This window comes from Synechococcus sp. NB0720_010, assembly GCF_023078835.1.
In the GTDB taxonomy this organism is placed as follows: domain Bacteria; phylum Cyanobacteriota; class Cyanobacteriia; order PCC-6307; family Cyanobiaceae; genus Vulcanococcus.
This window is the reverse complement of sequence record NZ_CP090898.1, coordinates 575,740-590,912: the sequence shown is the minus strand read 5'-3', so window position 1 is coordinate 590,912 and position 15,173 is coordinate 575,740. Positions and strand designations below refer to the sequence as shown.

General features: G+C 61.4%; 14 protein-coding genes. 7 read left to right on the top strand and 7 right to left on the bottom strand.

What is annotated here, in order from left to right:
* The first annotated feature begins 16 nt into the window (after window positions 1-16).
* The 3 genes from LY254_RS03150 to LY254_RS03140 are packed head-to-tail and all read left to right on the top strand — an operon-like array spanning window position 17 to window position 5,180.
* Entirely contained in the window at window positions 17-259 is a 243-nt protein-coding gene (locus LY254_RS03150; protein ID WP_247478852.1) for a hypothetical protein, read from the top strand.
* Window positions 260-307: 48 nt separating this feature from the next.
* Window positions 308-2,476 carry a glutamine synthetase III gene (locus LY254_RS03145; RefSeq protein ID WP_247478851.1) on the top strand — a complete coding sequence of 723 codons (2,169 nt, stop codon included), beginning with the start codon at window positions 308-310 and terminating at the stop codon, window positions 2,474-2,476.
* 37 nt (window positions 2,477-2,513) lie between these two features.
* Window positions 2,514-5,180: an HAD-IC family P-type ATPase gene (locus tag LY254_RS03140; RefSeq protein WP_247478849.1), complete on the top strand. Its 2,667-nt coding sequence runs from the start codon at window positions 2,514-2,516 to the stop codon at window positions 5,178-5,180.
* Here the strand turns inward: LY254_RS03140 and LY254_RS03135 are convergent, their stop codons facing one another.
* The 3 genes from LY254_RS03135 to LY254_RS03125 form a co-directional block, all read right to left on the bottom strand.
* Window positions 5,181-5,408 (bottom strand): hypothetical protein, encoded by a 228-nt coding sequence (locus tag LY254_RS03135; protein WP_010317795.1) that lies wholly within the window; start codon window positions 5,406-5,408, stop codon window positions 5,181-5,183.
* 94 nt (window positions 5,409-5,502) lie between these two features.
* A complete protein-coding gene (locus tag LY254_RS03130; protein ID WP_247478848.1) occupies window positions 5,503-6,705 on the bottom strand; it encodes an FAD-dependent monooxygenase in 1,203 nt (400 codons plus the stop codon).
* Window positions 6,702-7,193 carry an HdeD family acid-resistance protein gene (locus LY254_RS03125; RefSeq protein ID WP_010317797.1) on the bottom strand — a complete coding sequence of 164 codons (492 nt, stop codon included), beginning with the start codon at window positions 7,191-7,193 and terminating at the stop codon, window positions 6,702-6,704. Before LY254_RS03125 ends, LY254_RS03130 begins: the two co-directional genes overlap by 4 nt.
* A gap of 100 nt (window positions 7,194-7,293) precedes the next feature.
* Between LY254_RS03125 and cysK the strand changes: the two genes are divergently transcribed.
* Window positions 7,294-8,274: a cysteine synthase A gene (cysK, locus tag LY254_RS03120; protein WP_010317798.1), complete on the top strand. Its 981-nt coding sequence runs from the start codon at window positions 7,294-7,296 to the stop codon at window positions 8,272-8,274.
* Here cysK and LY254_RS03115 read toward each other — a convergent pair whose 3' ends face one another.
* The 4 genes from LY254_RS03115 to LY254_RS03100 form a co-directional block, all read right to left on the bottom strand.
* The gene (locus LY254_RS03115) at window positions 8,275-8,502 is read right to left on the bottom strand and encodes a DUF6447 family protein (RefSeq protein ID WP_010317799.1); all 228 of its coding nucleotides are present in this window, start codon (window positions 8,500-8,502) and stop codon (window positions 8,275-8,277) included.
* 26 nt (window positions 8,503-8,528) lie between these two features.
* On the bottom strand, window positions 8,529-8,915 hold the full coding sequence (locus tag LY254_RS03110; protein ID WP_247478847.1) for a hypothetical protein: 387 nt from the start codon (window positions 8,913-8,915) through the stop codon (window positions 8,529-8,531).
* A 9-nt stretch (window positions 8,916-8,924) separates the two neighbouring features.
* On the bottom strand, window positions 8,925-10,661 hold the full coding sequence (locus LY254_RS03105) for an ABC transporter ATP-binding protein (RefSeq protein WP_247478846.1): 1,737 nt from the start codon (window positions 10,659-10,661) through the stop codon (window positions 8,925-8,927).
* A gap of 134 nt (window positions 10,662-10,795) precedes the next feature.
* The gene (locus tag LY254_RS03100) at window positions 10,796-12,388 is read right to left on the bottom strand and encodes a GGDEF and EAL domain-containing protein (RefSeq protein WP_247478845.1); all 1,593 of its coding nucleotides are present in this window, start codon (window positions 12,386-12,388) and stop codon (window positions 10,796-10,798) included.
* 436 nt (window positions 12,389-12,824) lie between these two features.
* On the opposite strand from LY254_RS03100, the gene LY254_RS03095 reads away from it, so the two are divergent.
* The 3 genes from LY254_RS03095 to LY254_RS03085 are packed head-to-tail and all read left to right on the top strand — an operon-like array spanning window position 12,825 to window position 15,139.
* A complete protein-coding gene (locus tag LY254_RS03095; protein WP_247478844.1) occupies window positions 12,825-13,655 on the top strand; it encodes an ABC transporter substrate-binding protein in 831 nt (276 codons plus the stop codon).
* A 59-nt stretch (window positions 13,656-13,714) separates the two neighbouring features.
* On the top strand, window positions 13,715-14,905 hold the full coding sequence (locus LY254_RS03090) for a diguanylate cyclase (protein WP_247478843.1): 1,191 nt from the start codon (window positions 13,715-13,717) through the stop codon (window positions 14,903-14,905).
* Window positions 14,906-14,914: 9 nt separating this feature from the next.
* Complete coding sequence (locus LY254_RS03085; RefSeq protein ID WP_247478842.1) at window positions 14,915-15,139, top strand: RNA-binding S4 domain-containing protein; 225 nt, start codon at window positions 14,915-14,917, stop codon at window positions 15,137-15,139.
* Window positions 15,140-15,173 lie beyond the last annotated feature (34 nt).

Sequence of the window (15,173 nt, the reverse complement as noted above, 5' to 3'; positions counted from 1 at the left end):
CGCCAGGCTTGGGCTGATGACACTCCTCCATTCCTTCCCCGTGGAATTCCGCTTGACGGACCGTGGCGGTGAACCCCATCCAGTCCTCGATGACTGCTTTGAGAGCCTTGAGCTCGCCCAAAGTGCGGCCCTGACCTGGCTGGTCCATCAAGGGCTGATCGATCCTGCGATCCCCTCAGAACTGCAGGATCAACTGATCACTCAGTTCATTGGCCTGGAGCGCCGGACTCCCAGTGGCGACTGGCGCACCCTGCGTTAGCGGACCTGCTGTCCCCGATGATGGTGTCACTCTGATACCGAAGTGGCCATGCCAAGCGCTGAGCGTTTTGCTGCCCTGCAGACCATTCAGCGGCGTAAGCCCGCTGCGGTGACCAAGCCTTCGGCCCTGCATGAGATCTGGGCCGATGACGTCTTCACCCTGGCTCGGATGAAGGAGGCCCTGCCTCGCCAGGTGTTCAAGTCGCTTCAGAAAACCATCCGTGAAGGTGGTGCGATCGACCCGTCCATCGCCGACTCCGTGGCGAATGCCATGAAGGACTGGGCGACCAGCCGCGGCGCCCTCTACTACTCCCACGTCTTCTACCCGCTCACCAACCTGACCGCGGAGAAGCACGACGGCTTCATCACCCCCAAGAGTGATGGCCGTGCCATCACCGCCTTCACCGGCAAGTTGCTGGTGCAGGGTGAGCCCGACGGTTCCTCCTTCCCCAACGGTGGCCTGCGCTCCACCTTCGAGGCCCGCGGCTACACCGCCTGGGATGCCACCAGCCCCGCCTGGCTGATGCGCACGCCCAACGGCGTCACCCTCTGCATCCCGACGGTCTTTGTCTCTTGGACCGGTGAGGCCCTGGACAAGAAGACGCCGCTGCTGCGCTCCAATGCCGCGGTCAACCGCCAGGCCAAGCGGGTGCTGCAACTGCTGGGCGAGACCGAGATCGCCCCGATCAACTCCAGCTGCGGCGCTGAGCAGGAGTACTTCCTGGTGGATAACGCCCTGATGGCGCTCCGCCCGGACCTGCAGCTCTCGGGCCGCAGCCTCTTTGGTGCTCCCCCGGCCAAGGGTCAGCAGTTCGATGACCACTACTTCGGCGCCATCCCCGAGCGGGTTCAGGTGTTCATGCAGGACGTGGAGGACCAGCTCTACCGCCTGGGCGTTCCTGCCAAGACCCGTCACAACGAGGTGGCTCCCGGCCAGTTCGAGATCGCTCCGGTGCACGAGGCGGCCAACGTCGCCACCGATCACCAGCAGCTGATCATGACCGTGCTCAAGAGCACGGCGAAGAAGCACGGCTTCACCTGCCTGCTGCACGAGAAGCCCTTCGCCGGCGTCAACGGCAGCGGCAAGCACGTCAACTGGTCGATCGGCAACAGCACCCAGGGCAACCTGCTGGATCCCGGCAGCACCCCCCACGAGAACATGCAGTTCCTGCTGTTCTGCGGGGCTGTGATCCGCGGCGTGCACCAGTACGGCCCGCTGATGCGTGCGGCGATTGCAACCGCCAGCAATGACCACCGCCTGGGCGCCAACGAAGCACCTCCGGCGATCATCTCCGTTTACCTCGGCAGCCAGCTCGAGGACGTCTTCAACCAGATCAAGGGCGGCCAGCTCAAGAGCTCGGCCACCGGCGGAATGATGCGTCTGGGCATCGACAGCCTGCCGGAGTTCCCCAAGGACGCCGGCGACCGTAACCGCACCTCACCCTTCGCCTTTACCGGCAACCGCTTCGAGTTCCGCGCCGTGGGCTCCGGCCAGTCCGTGGCTGGTCCCTTGGTGGTCCTCAACACGGTGCTGGCCGATTCCCTGGCCTGGATTGCCGATCAGCTGGAGGCCCGCACGGCCAAGGGCGAGAGCGTCGAGAAGGCCAGCATGGCTGTGCTGCAGCAGATCACCCAGGAGAACGGCAACGTGATCTTTGGCGGCGACGGCTACTCCAGCGAGTGGCATGAGCTGGCCGTCAAGGAGCGAGGTCTGGAGAACCTGCGCACCACCGCCGATGCCCTGCCGGTGCTGCAGCGCCCGGCCATTCGCGACCTGTTCTCCCGCCACAACGTGCTCAGCCCCGTTGAGCTGGAGAGCCGCTACGAGGTCTACTCCGAGCAGTACTGCCTGGCGATTGAGGTGGAGGCCCGCCTGGCCGTGCGGATCGCCCGCACCCAGCTCTATCCCGCCGTCAGCGCCTACCTCGGCGAGCTGGCTGGATCGCTGCAGGAGCAGGAGGCCATCGGCCTGAATCCTTCCAAGGCGCTCGCCCAGCAAATCGCTGGCCTGAATCAGCAGCTGCTGGACCGTGCCGCCGCCCTGGAGACCGCTCTGGGCAATGCGCCCCACGGCTCCGAGGCCCACATGCGTCACTGTGCCGACCAGCTGATGGTCCGCATGGGTGAACTGCGGGAGGCCGCCGATGCCCTGGAGGGTCTGGTGGATGACACCGCCTGGCCGCTGCCCACCTACCAGGAGATGCTCTTCGTCCGCTGATTTGAGCTATCGCTAGGGCTAGCTCGATGCCCCTGCGATGCAGCCGCTTCTCACCCCTGCTTACGTCTCAAGCGGGGGTGAGGTTGTTGCTGCACTCGAGACCGACGCGAAACGGGGGCTCTCCCCTGCGGAAGTGCAACGGCGCGTCCATCAAGTCGGAACGAATCGCCTGAGCCCAGAACCGCTGAAGCCGTTGTGGCTTCGGTTCCTTCAGCAGTTCGACAATCCCCTACTGATCACCCTGCTGATCGTCGGGGCCGTCAAGCTCGCGATGGGTGATCCGCAGGATGCCTTGGTGATCATCAGCGTCACCGTGATCAATGCGGTGATCGGCACCGTTCAGGAAGGCAAAGCCGAGAGCGCGATTGCGGCTTTAGCCGACAGCGTCCGCACCGATGTCTTGGTGCTCCGAGATGGCGCTGCCCTGCAGCTGGATTCCGAGGCGTTGGTGCCTGGTGATGTCGTGCAGCTCGAGGCTGGCTGCAAGGTTCCAGCGGATCTGCGGCTGCTGCAGGTCCGCTCCTTGCGCACCGATGAATCTGCCCTGACTGGGGAGTCAGTGCCCGTCGAGAAATCCACCGGAGCGTTGCAGCTAGAGGTTCCCCTCGCTGAGCGCAGTTGCATGGCCTACGCCGGGAGTTTTGTCACCGCAGGGCAGGGCACAGGTGTTGTGGTGACCACTGGCGATGCCACGGAGGTGGGGCAGATCTCGGTGGCCCTGAATCAGGCGGTCAGCCTCTCCACCCCCTTAACCCGCAAGTTGGTGGGCTTCAGTCGCACGCTGCTGCGACTGATCGTTCTGCTCGCGATCTTCACCTTTGTCGTGGGTCTGGCGAAGGGACGAGATTGGGCCGAGATGTTCGATGGCGCCGTGGCCCTCGCCGTGGGTGCCATCCCAGAGGAACTCCCGGCGATTGTCACGATCATCCTGGCCATTGGCGTTCATCGGATGGCCAAACGCAGCGCGATCATCCGCAAGTTGCCTGCCGTGGAGACGCTCGGCAGTACAACCGTGATCTGCTCAGACAAGACAGGGACGCTCACCCAGAACCGGATGACGGTCGAGCATGTCTATGCCGCCGGAGTTCTCCAGCCACTGCGGGACCTCTGGCCCATGGACGATGCGGGCAAGGGAGTCAATCTCGCTCTTCAGGAGACCCTGCTGGCCGGCTTGTTGTGCAACGACGCACAGGCCGGTAGCGATGACCAATGGGTAGGCGATCCCACCGAAACGGCTCTGCTGGCGGCCGCACATTCCGTTGGGATGAACCATCGCTCAGCCCATGACCAGCACCCGCGGCGCGATGTATTGCCGTTCGAGTCCGAACGGCAATACATGGCGACCCTGCACGGCAGCGAGCGCATCTTGCTGAAGGGATCCGTGGAGGCTGTTCTGCAGCGCTGCAGTCATGCGTTGGACGCGCAGGGGCAGCGTTGCGTGCTCAATGCCGAGGCGATTCAGGCGGCGGTCTCCGCCATGGCGGGCCAAGGCGAGCGGGTTTTGGCGTTTGCCATTGGTCTGGGTGCACAGCAGCAGCGGCTTGAGCACCACCACCTCAACGGCGATTTCACCTTTCTTGGGCTCCAAGGAATGCAGGACCCGCCGCGACCGGAGGCGATCCAAGCGGTTGCCGCCTGCAGGGCCGCTGGGGTCAAGGTGAAGTTGATCACCGGCGATCACATTCAAACGGCCATCGCCATTGCTCGGTTGATGGGAATTGGCTCCCCTGGAGAGGTTCAGGCCATGGATGGATCGGCCTTGGCAGCCCTGAGCTCCGACGCCCTGGCGGAGGTGGTGGATTCCGTTGATGTCTTTGCCCGTGTTGCCCCAGCCCAGAAACTTCAGCTGGTTGAGGCACTGCAGGCCAACGGCGAAGTGGTGGCCATGACCGGCGATGGCGTCAACGATGCTCCCGCTCTGAAGCAAGCGGACATCGGCATCGCCATGGGACGCAGTGGGACGGAGGTGGCCCGTCAGGCCGCCGACATGCTGCTGACCGATGACAACTTCGCCACGATCGAGGCGGCCGTGGAAGAGGGTCGCGGGGTCTACCTCAACTTGAGGAAGACCCTGGCCTTTGTCCTTCCGGTGAATGGCGGCGCCTCCATGACGATCCTGATGGCGGGTCTGCTTGGGACCCCCTTGCCCGTCAGTGCATTGCAGGTGCTTTGGCTGAACATGGTTTGTTCACTGACCATGTCCATCGCCCTGGCCTTTGAACCGCTGAGCCCCGCGTTGATGAACCAGGCGCCGCGACAGCCGGAAGAGCCCCTCTTGAACCCGGCATTAATCCGACGCGTGATCCTGGTCTCCCTCTTCAATTGGTGTGTGATCTTCGGGCTGTTCTTCTGGGCTCAGCATCAGTTCGGTGATCTTCCGTTGGCCCGGACGATGGCGGTGCAGGGTTTGGTGCTGTCGCACTTGGTGTATCTCGTGGCCATTAGCCATTGGCGCCAGGTCTGGCCGTTCCGCTTGCAGGATCTGCGCCAGGCACCTGCCGTCCCCCTGGGAGTGATGGCCACGTTCGCCCTGCAAGGGCTCTTCAGTCAGGCCGGTTGGATGAATGCCTTCTTCGGCACAAGCCCGCTGAGTGGCTCGCAGCTGGCGGTTTGCGCCTTGCCAATGCTGTTGATGATTCCGGTGACGCATTGTGCCGAGTGGTTGGATCCCATGGAGCGACCGTCCCCAGCCACCTTGGGTTGATCAATCGCTCGGCTGCTCGTGCATCACTTCAAAGCGATCCCGCGGCTTCTCTGGCGGTGAGGTTGTTGGTTCCCCTTTCAGGGGGCAGAACTGATCAACGGTGGGGATATTGACGTCGTAGTGCTTAAACACCTCCCGAAGCCGGGCCGCACAGTGCTCGTTGCAGTTCGGCCCGCCGTAATGGGGGCAGATCTCGATCCAACGTTCGTCTTGGAGGTTGTCGGACATCCCAGGTCGTCCATCTCCTGACGGCTGATCACACTCTGGCTCCAACCCCCGGGCTTGGCCAGGCAGATCGCGCGACGCTGGCCTGTCTTGATCCTTAGGGCTGAAGGTTTGCCCCGGCCAAGGCGTTCCAGCGACCGTCCCGTAGTGGTCCTTGCCTGTTGGTCCACACCCGTTGCGCCAAGGGCCCGGTGATGGCGCGTCCTCCTATCAGTCCCGTGCGGAGGATGCGCTGATGGCCAAGCCAATGGCCCTGCCTCGCTTCCGCCTGCTGAAGCTGCTGCATCTGGCTGACCTCTGCCCGCCGGCGTTTCTCAATGGCCTGTGCTGCTCCATCGAGGTCACTGGAGCGCTCCAGCAGCAACTCAGCCGCCACCAAGCTGTCCCGCAACGCCAGGTTGATGCCTTGGGCACGAACCGGACTCATCGGGTGGGCGGCATCCCCAAGCAGCAGCAAACCCGGTTGCTGCCAACGCTCCGCCATGCCCACCTGGACCTTGAACCGCACGGGGGCGCTCAGCCTCTCCCCCCGCTCCTGCAGCAGATGGGCCAGGGGCTCCGGTGCCAGCGCCGCCAACCGCTCTGCCCACTCCTGCGGGGTGAGGGACTCTGCGCTGTCCTGGGGCTCGAGCAACCAGGCCAGTTGCAGATCCCCTGAGGCATTGAGGCAGGCACTGCCGATGCGGCCGCCGGCCACGAGGGTCTGGAAACCCCAGACGCAGTCGCTGGGGATCGGTCCAGGCAGCGCAAACCAGAGCAACTCCAGTGGACTGCCCGAGTGGCGCAGTGGAATCCCGGCCTGTTGACGCAGCAGTGAACCGCGGCCATCGCAGCCGATGACCAGATCCGCCTGCAGCGCCTCGCCGTTGCTGAGCTCGACGCCGCTGATGCGCCCATCGCACCGGAGGAGCCGGCGGACAGCCTGGCCTGGCCTCCAGCGCAGCGTCGGGCAGCGCAGGGCTCGCTCGAGCAGTGCCTCCAGCAGGCTCTGCTGAGGTACGAGCCGGCAGGGTTGCAGCGACCCCAGGGGTTCTGCCACCTGGAAGAGGCGCTGGCGCTCGAGCCAGACGCTCCATCCCTCCAGGGGCCGCTGCGGCAGGTGCTCCAGCAGCGGCAGCAGTCCCATTCGGGCCAGGGCCTCCTGACCACTGGGCATCAGGGCATCGCCGCGGAACTGCCGGCTAAAGCGTTCACTGGCTTCGATCAGCTCGACCTGCGCTCCGCCTTCGGCGAGCTGGAGCGCCAGGCTCAATCCAGCGGGCCCCGCTCCAACAACGATGAACCGGGGCGGGAGGGTCACTCAGCCGTCAGCAGCCTGAACCCAGTGAAGAACAGGGAGATCCCGAAGAGGGTGCCCACGGCCCAGAGGCTGTCGCTGGGCCATTCCGCCACGAGCAGCCCCCCCAGCAGGGCGGTGATCAGGCCATCGGCGAGCACCAGGCCGCGGGCCTGGGCTTGGCTGGCGGCGGCCGAGGCCAGCTCCATCACCCCCTCAAAGATCAGCAGCAGTCCGGCAAAGAGGGTCAGGCTGATTTCACTCTCAACCGGGTAGGCCACGACCCAGATGCCCGCTACGACATAGAAGAGACCCGAGAGCCCGCGAAAGACCTTGCCCTTGGTGTCCTCGGCTTGGCCGATGCGCAGCAGTTGGCTGACCCCAGCCACCGCCGCGATCACCCCGATGCTCAAGGTCAGGGCCGTGGCCGAAATGAAGGGCAGTGCGATCGAGGTCGCACCCGCTAGAGCCAGCAGAACGGCGGCGATGCGGCGCTGGTTTTTGGGGTCCACAGCAGGACTACGAAATCATCCGAACCCTAGAAACGTTTTCCCTATTTGCCTGCCCAGTTCTTAGGGTGCGGCCACCGTTATGTGTGCAGCTCCGAGCCCCATGGCCGCGATCTTTAGCGATAACAGCCTCACGATCGGGCGCACCCCACTGGTTCAGCTCAACCGCATCACCGAGGGCTGCGGAGCGCGCGTGCTGGCCAAGATCGAGGGCCGCAATCCTGCCTATTCGGTGAAGTGCCGGATCGGTGCGGCGATGGTGGCGGCCGCCGAACGGGACGGTCTGCTTGGCCCCGGCAAGGAGCTGATTGAGCCCACCAGTGGCAACACCGGGATTGCCCTGGCGTTTGTGGCCGCCAGCAAGGGCATCAAGCTCACCTTGACCATGCCCGAAACGATGAGCCTGGAGCGGCGCAAGCTGCTGACGGCCTTTGGGGCCCACCTCGAGCTCACCGAGGGCCGGCTGGGCATGACGGGGGCCGTGAACCGTGCCAAGGAGATCGCCGCAAGTGATCCCGATCGCTACGTGCTGCTGCAGCAGTTCGTGAATCCGGCGAATCCTCAGATCCACCACGACACCACCGGCCCTGAGATCTGGAGCGATACCGACGGCAACGTCGACGTCTTCGTCTCCGGTGTTGGCACCGGCGGCACCCTGACCGGGGTGAGCCGCTACATCAAAAACACCCTGGCCAAGCCTCTGCACACGGTGGCGGTCGAGCCGATCAACAGCCCGGTGATCAGCCAGACCAAGGGGGGCCATGCCCTGCAACCCGGCCCCCACAAGATTCAGGGGATCGGTGCTGGTTTTGTTCCCGGCAACCTGGATCTGGCCATGGTCGATGCCGTCGAGCAGGTCAGCGATGAGGAGGCCGTCGAGATGGCCCGGCGCCTCGCCAAAGAAGAGGGGATCCTGGCCGGCATCAGCTGCGGGGCCGCCGCGGTGGCAGCCCTGCGCCTGGCCAAGGATCCAGCCCATGCCGGCAAGACGATCGTTGTGGTCCTCCCGGACTCCGGTGAGCGCTATCTCAGCTCGGTCCTGTTCGAGGGGATCTTCAACGAGCGCGGTCTGCCGATCGCCTGATCAGTCCGCCATCGGTGTGACGCCCTGCAGCCGGTCGTTGAGCTGCATGGCCATGGACTGACGGCCAACGGCCAGGACCTTGAGGGTGTCCTCGTGCATGCGCAGTTGGGCATCGGCCACCTGCATGCCGCGCACCAGCTCCTTGACCTCCTCAGGCAGGGTGTTGAGGTCGTAGCGCTTCCCCTCAAAGGTCAGGACGGGGGGGATCTGGGCGGCGGAGTCGGTCACGACACAAGGCGGTAGACCGGGTCACCTTACGGGTCTTTCTTGCTCTCTGCCGCTGCAATTTGCTTGGGCAGGGGCCGCAGCGGTCGCTTGAAAAAGAACATCAGCAGCTGCCCGACCTGGGTGGTGGTGGTGAGCTCCCAGCCCTCCTTCCCCAGCAGGTTCAGGAAGTGCTGCAGTTGCTCAGCGGGGTGCTTCGGGGCGGCCTTGGCCTTGGCCTGCTGCTCCGGTCCGTACTGCTGGGGGAACTCCCGGCTGATGAACTCCGGGCTGAGCTTCCCGCCCATCCGCTCACTGGCCACCTTTGGGTCTGGGGGCGCCGGGGGATTGTTGTTGTCCACATTGATGTGGATGACCCGGTATTCCCAGACGGGCATCTCACCGAGTGGCTTGGCGGTGGGGCCCTGGTCCGTCATGGGACCAGGTTAAGCACCGCGAATCAGCTGGCGCTCGCAGAGGTCGCGATAGCGACCAGGGCGGCTGATCAGCAGGTCGTGGTTGCCCTGATCGACGATCTTGCCGTTCTCGAGCACCAGGATCGAATCGGCCTCCTGCACGGTGGAGAGGCGGTGGGCAATCACCAGAACCGTGCGGCCCTGCATGGCCTGATCGAGGCCCCTCTGCACGGCTTCTTCTGCCTCGGCATCGAGTGCGCTGGTGGCCTCATCCAGCAGCAGCACCGCCGGGTTGCCGAGCACCGCCCGGGCAATGGCCAGCCGTTGCAGTTGGCCGCCGGAGAAGTTGCTGCCCCGCTCTTCGACGCGGGCGTCGTAGCCGCCGGGAAGGGCCTCGATGAAACCGTCGGCATTGGCGAGGCGTGCGGCCGCTTGGATCTGCTCCCGGGTGGCCGGCCGGCCAAAGGCGATCGCTTCGGCGACCGTGCCAGAGAAGACAGCGCTCTGTTGAGGCACCAGCGCCACGGCCGTGCGCAGCTCAGCGGCCTTGAGGTCAGCCAGGTTGCGCCCATCCAGCAGCACCTGACCGCCCTGGGCGGTGTTGAAGCGCAGCAGTAGGGAAAAGAGGGTGCTCTTGCCTGCCCCCGAGGGACCGACCAGGGCCACGACCTGGCCAGGTTTGACCTGGAGCGAGAGGTTCTTCAGAACGGGCTGCTGCGGGTCGTAGCCAAAACTCACCTGCTCGAGCAGCAGCTCGCCAGCGACGCGCCCCAGGGGTTGGGCGTCCGGGCGATCGGGTTGCTCGACCGCTTCCCGCTCGATCTCCCGCAGGCGCTTGAGGGAGGCCTGGCCCTGTTGGAACTCGTTGAAGTTGGTGGTCAGGTGGCTGATCGGGTCGATCAGCATCAGCAGGGCGGCGACGTAGCTGCTGAAGCCCTGTCCATCAAGGTCACCGCTTTGGATGCGGGCGGCGCCCATGAGCAGCACCGCCAGGATGCCCGCGGCCTCCAGGAAGCCCACGACGGGGTACTGCAGGGCCAGCAGCTTCTGGGTGCGGTAGCGGGCCTTGCGATGCAGATCGATCTCAACTTCAAAGCGCTGCTGCAGCCAGGGCTCAGCGGCAAAGGCCCGCACCAGGGGGAGTCCGGAGATCGCTTCTCCCAGCAGGGAGGCCAATTCGCTGACCTGTTTTTGACTCTTTTCTGCGGCGCCCATGACCTTGGCGCCAAAGACGCTCACCAGCACGGCCACCAAGGGGGCCAGCAGCAGGGTGCCGATGGAGAGCTTCCAGTCCAGCCAGACCATGTAGCCGAAGACCACCACCAGCTGCAGCACCGAGGGGGTGGTGTCCTGGATCGTCTTGTAGATGACCTCGCCCACCCGATCGGCGTCTTCTGTCAGGCGGTAGGTCAGGTCGCCAGCAGAGAGCTTCTCGAGCACTCCGAAATCCAGACGTTGGAGCCGCGCGAACAGCCGGCGGCGCAGTTCCTGGCTGACCTGCAGAGCCGGTCCCGCCAGCAGGGTGTCCTGACCAAACTGTGCGATCTTCTGCAGCATGAAGACCGTCAGGGCCAGGCCGATGACCTGCAGCACCCGGTTGAAGTCACCGGCTCCGATCGCGGGAATCAGCTGACCGGCCAACCAGGCCAGGAGCGGCCAGCAGACCACAAAGACGAGCATGCAGGCCCCACCCGCGATCAGCGCGGGACGGTGGGGCTTCAGCAGCGGCAGCAGGCGCCGGAAGCCGGCCGATGAGGGTGCAAGCATCGGGGCAAGCTATCAGCGCTTTTTAAAACGACTGCCGTTGGAAGAAAGGGTCGCTGGTCGTTGTATCGACGCAAGCTGGTCGAGCTGCTGGCCTAGGGCCTTGCACGATTGGTTCTTGATCTGGCTGGCTCAACTCATTCCGGCTCGTCTGCCATGCACAGTCGCTTCGCATGGCTGAGGGTGTCGTTGAGCTCTCTGGCCATCTCTTCGGCATTCTTCGGCTTTGCCAAAAGAAAGCCCTGAAAGCCATCACATCCCAGTCGCTTGAGTTGCTGGAGTTGTTGGATCGACTCAACTCCTTCGGCTAGGGATTTCAATCCGAGTCCATGGGCGAGTTGGGTTGTGGCCCGAACAATTGAATAATCATTAGGGTCTTGCTCCATATCTCTCACAAAGCTCTTGTCGATCTTGAATCCCTTGAGTGGCAGTCTCTGCAACGATTTCAGATTGGAAAAACCTGTGCCAAAATCATCAACCCAAAGACAAACCCCTAGCTTTTGAAGCCTTTGAAGGCGCATTGCTGCGTCATTGGGATTTTTGAGCAATGCAGTTTCTGTGAGTTCCAGCTCGATGTGACTGGGGGAAAGCCCTTCCAGGTGACAGATTTCGGTTATTAACTCATCGAGCGGCTCAGCATCGGGGTTGAGTTGTTCGGCTGAAACGTTGATTGATAGTTTTGGGATGTTGATGTTGTTGCGCTGCCACTCGGCGAATTGTTGAACCGCATTCTTTAGAGCCCAGCTACCAATGTCTTCGATTAATCCACTCTGCTCGGCGACAGGGATAAATCGTTTACATGGAATAAAGGCTTCCCCGTGACGGTCCCACCGAAGCAGTGCTTCTGCTCCCATGAGGCTGCCTCTCTGATCAAACTGCAGCTGATAGTGAAGTTCGAGTTCATTCCTTTCAATGGCAGTCGAGAGCTTTTGCTCGAGGTCAAGGGCCTCGCGAATCGTCGCGCTGAGGGATTCTGAATACACCTGAACTTTTCCTGGCCCGCGTCGTTGGGCAGCGGCAAGCGCTGTTCTGGCGGATTGAATCGGATCGTCATCGGCTGTTGTGATGCCAGGCCAAGTGCTGATCCCAATGCAGGCACTGAGGTGTATTGATGGCAGCTTTTCTAGGCTCCTCGAAGTTAATCGAAGCCCCTTCTGTAACCGTTTGCCATGCTGGATGGCGTCCTGAGTGCTCTGGATTCCGTCTGTCTGAATGATGACAAAGCTGTCGCTTTCGAGCCTTGCCAGCCAGTCTTCCGGGGTGATCTGATCGCGAAGATGTCTCGCTATCCAGACTAAAAGTCTGTTTCCATTGGCGATTCCAAACGTGTCATTGATCTCTTGGAAGTGATCGATGTCTAGGCAGGTGACTGTGATCCTGGTGTTTTTGCTGACTCCACTGATGACGTCACGGATGAGCTCACTGATGTAGATGTCTGTTGCTGCGCGATTGGGTAGACAGGTCAGCCTGTCTGTTTGGTTTGGATCGAATCTTTCGCCTTTGGTGCTTTGAACTCCTGGGCACTCCTGCAGGGTCCCGATGGAGTAGAGAGGGCGTCCTTTGTTGTCATAGCTTGTAAAGCAGCGATGATCGACGAAGCACTCATCGCCATCCTTCAAGCGAAGTCGATGCCTGATTCGGCCGGCTTGTCCGCTCAATTGCGATTGCTGGAGTTCCGTTCGGACTCGCTCTCGATCTTCTTTGGCGACGACAGCGAGTAACTGGTCCATGGTCTGCCCACCTCCTTCCTCCGAGCGAAGAATCTGACAGAGCTGCGGCGACCAGAGCATCGACCCATCGCCACCATGCTTCTGGAGCCAGGAGCCAAGTTTGAGGTGGTACTCGGCATTCAGTAGCAGCTGAAGAATGGCCTCTGGATCACTGACTGCTTTGGACAGAAGGCACTACGGACCAACTCTTCAGCTCAACCCTAGTCACAGATCTGAGTGAGATCTGCTTCGAGTGAAAGGCTTTTTTCTCAGGCTTGGTCACTAGGTTGAACTTGGCCTCAGGCTGCCCCTTTGGATGTCTCGGAGATCCCTTCCTGGCCTACTGCTGGCTTCCTGCTTTGTTTGGTTCGTCGGATCTTGCGCTTCACGTCGCCCCTCGATTGATGTCCCTGTTTCGAGTTGGCCTGGTTATGAGTACTTTTATTTGGCTCACGAGTTGGGGTTTGATCGGGTCGAGGGTATTGAGATCTTTCCTCGGCAGTATCCGGACCCTCAATCCATTGTTCATGCTTATCTCAGGGCAGAACTTCCGATAGCACAATTAACCACTATCGAGTTGGTTGAGCTTTGTGCTCGAGTGCCTGAGCGATGCCCGGTTGTCATCTTGGTTCTGGATGAGTCAGTCGAGGCTGATCAGATTATTTCTGTACCGTCACTGCTCTCAATTCGAGATCTAAAGGGGAAGTCGATTGCCGTTTCGCGCTCCAACTTTGGACCGTTTGTCCTCGGTCGGGCACTTCAGCTTCATGGTTTATCGCTCAGTGAGATCAAGATGCGCAAGATGGAACTTGGGTTGATGCCAAAAGCCTTGTTCACTGGCTCTGTCGATGCAGCAGTACTTCCCTCTCCCTCCAGCCGTGTCATTTTAAGAGGCGCTCCCTTACGCCCACTCTTCAATAGTGCAGTCATTCCGGGGGAGATCCTGACTGTCTTGGTGGTTGAAAAAAACTTTCTCAAACTCAACCAAAACAGCGTTGTTTCCCTGTTGAGGTCTTGGTCTGCAGCCCATGCTGAAGCCAGGCTACGGCCTCAGAGAGCCCTTCCACTACTGGCTGAACGGGAACGCCTGAGCGTCGATGAGTTTCGTGCAGCGGAACAGGGTCTGCGTTATTTCAGCTTGTCTGATCAGGTCGAAATGCTACAGCCTGAGGGACGGGTCGCTCGCAATATTGAAGCGGTGCGTGACTTGCAAGAGAAACTGCAGCTCATTCCGCGAGGCTCGATCATACCGAAGGTGACTTCTACGTATGTAGAAGCGGCACAATGAGTCACCTCCGATCAGTCCAGCGACTGGTTCCCTCAACCAAGGGTCTTCTGCATCAACGGGTGAATCAGGAATTGATCTTCCTGTCCCTACTTGTGACCGCTTTGGGATCTTGCCTTTTGGTTGGGGTTAGCGGATTTCTGGTTGTGCATGCCGCTATGAGAGAGGCAGAACTCCAGGCACGCTCCATTGAGCACGACCTTGCTCGTAGCGTCACCAGTTATCAACCCGTCGAGGAAGTCCAGCGAGAGCTCCAGCTCAAAGCCGCTTCTAGAGGCTTGCACTCGGCTGTTCTTCTCGGTCCAGGTGGAAGAGTCATTGCCGCGAATGACAACACGATGCTGGGTAGTTCAGTCTTTGGCCTCAGCTGGTGGATAAGGCTTGGAGAAAACTCGAGTGATTTGTTGACGTGCCTTCGTCCAGCAGATGCGGCTGCCGCTTGCCATTCTGTTCAACCGGTTAATCAGTTTCTAGGATTCATCCCGGCCTTCGGTGGTGAGCGACTGGTCCACATTGCTCCGACTCCCTTGGCGATTGAGGGGCGGCCTGATCTCGGGACCCGTGGGCTATTGGTGCTCGAGCTTGATCTGTCTCCAGTGACTCAGCGCTGGTCCCGGTGGATTGCGCTCGTTTTTCTTGCAGGCTTTGCACCACTCTTTCTGACGGAAACGGCGCTGGTGTTCTTTTTGCGTCGCCGCCTTTTGCCTGAGTTATTGGGATTGGCTCAAGTCGATTCTTTGTCTGGCGTTTTTAATCGTCGTTCCTTTTTTGAGATGGCTACCCAGCAGATTGGACAGTTCAACCAAAATCACTGCCTATGTGTTGTCGCTTTGATTGATATCGATCGTTTTAAATCGATTAACGATACCTATGGTCACCCCGCCGGGGACGAAGTGATCTGTCAGTTATCCACACTCTTTCGTGACGTGATTCCCTCTGGCGATCTGATTGGTCGCCTCGGAGGCGATGAATTTGCTGTTCTGATGCTGGAGTCCGCTGAAGAAGCGGCTGCTGTTCTGGAGTCCTTACGCCGTCAGGTTGCAGCCCGTTCCTGGCGGCTGAATGACGGGTCTCTTGTCCAGTTCACATTGTCGATCGGCATGGCGGATTCACGTTTGGCACGGGTCTGCAACATCGATGAGCTCTTGGCTGCTGCAGACGTGGGTCTCTATGCGGCTAAAGGCAATGGTGGAAACAACCTGGTTCCACCAAAAGAGGCGGGGACTCAGGGTTGGACAATGCAACTGGCATGAGTTGACAGCGTGACCACACCCCTGGGGACCTCCGAGCCCATTCGCCTGGATCAATTTCTGAAATGGCAAGGCTTGGTCTTCACAGGCGGTGAAGCCAAGCAGCGCATTCAGGGCGGGGAGGTCCGGGTCAATGGCTTCCAGGAGACCCAGCGTGGTCGGAAGCTGAAAGCCGGCGACCGGGTCGAGTTCGCTGGTCAGACAGTTCTCGTACCTCAGCAGCTCGACCTTCGCTGAGGACCCCAGACCTTAGGTTGGATCGCTAGTCGAC

Bases quoted from the DNA above. Each gene is read 5' to 3' on its own strand.
- LY254_RS03105 (WP_247478846.1), bottom strand. From the start codon at position 10,661: ATGCTTGCACCCTCATCGGCCGGCTTCCGGCGCCTGCTGCCGCTGCTG.
- LY254_RS03100 (WP_247478845.1), bottom strand. From the start codon at position 12,388: ATGGACCAGTTACTCGCTGTCGTCGCCAAAGAAGATCGAGAGCGAGTC.
- LY254_RS03140 (WP_247478849.1), top strand. From the start codon at position 2,514: ATGCAGCCGCTTCTCACCCCTGCTTACGTCTCAAGCGGGGGTGAGGTT.
- LY254_RS03135 (WP_010317795.1), bottom strand. From the start codon at position 5,408: ATGTCCGACAACCTCCAAGACGAACGTTGGATCGAGATCTGCCCCCAT.
- LY254_RS03110 (WP_247478847.1), bottom strand. From the start codon at position 8,915: ATGACGGACCAGGGCCCCACCGCCAAGCCACTCGGTGAGATGCCCGTC.
- LY254_RS03150 (WP_247478852.1), top strand. From the start codon at position 17: ATGACACTCCTCCATTCCTTCCCCGTGGAATTCCGCTTGACGGACCGT.
- LY254_RS03145 (WP_247478851.1), top strand. From the start codon at position 308: ATGCCAAGCGCTGAGCGTTTTGCTGCCCTGCAGACCATTCAGCGGCGT.
- cysK (WP_010317798.1), top strand. From the start codon at position 7,294: ATGGCCGCGATCTTTAGCGATAACAGCCTCACGATCGGGCGCACCCCA.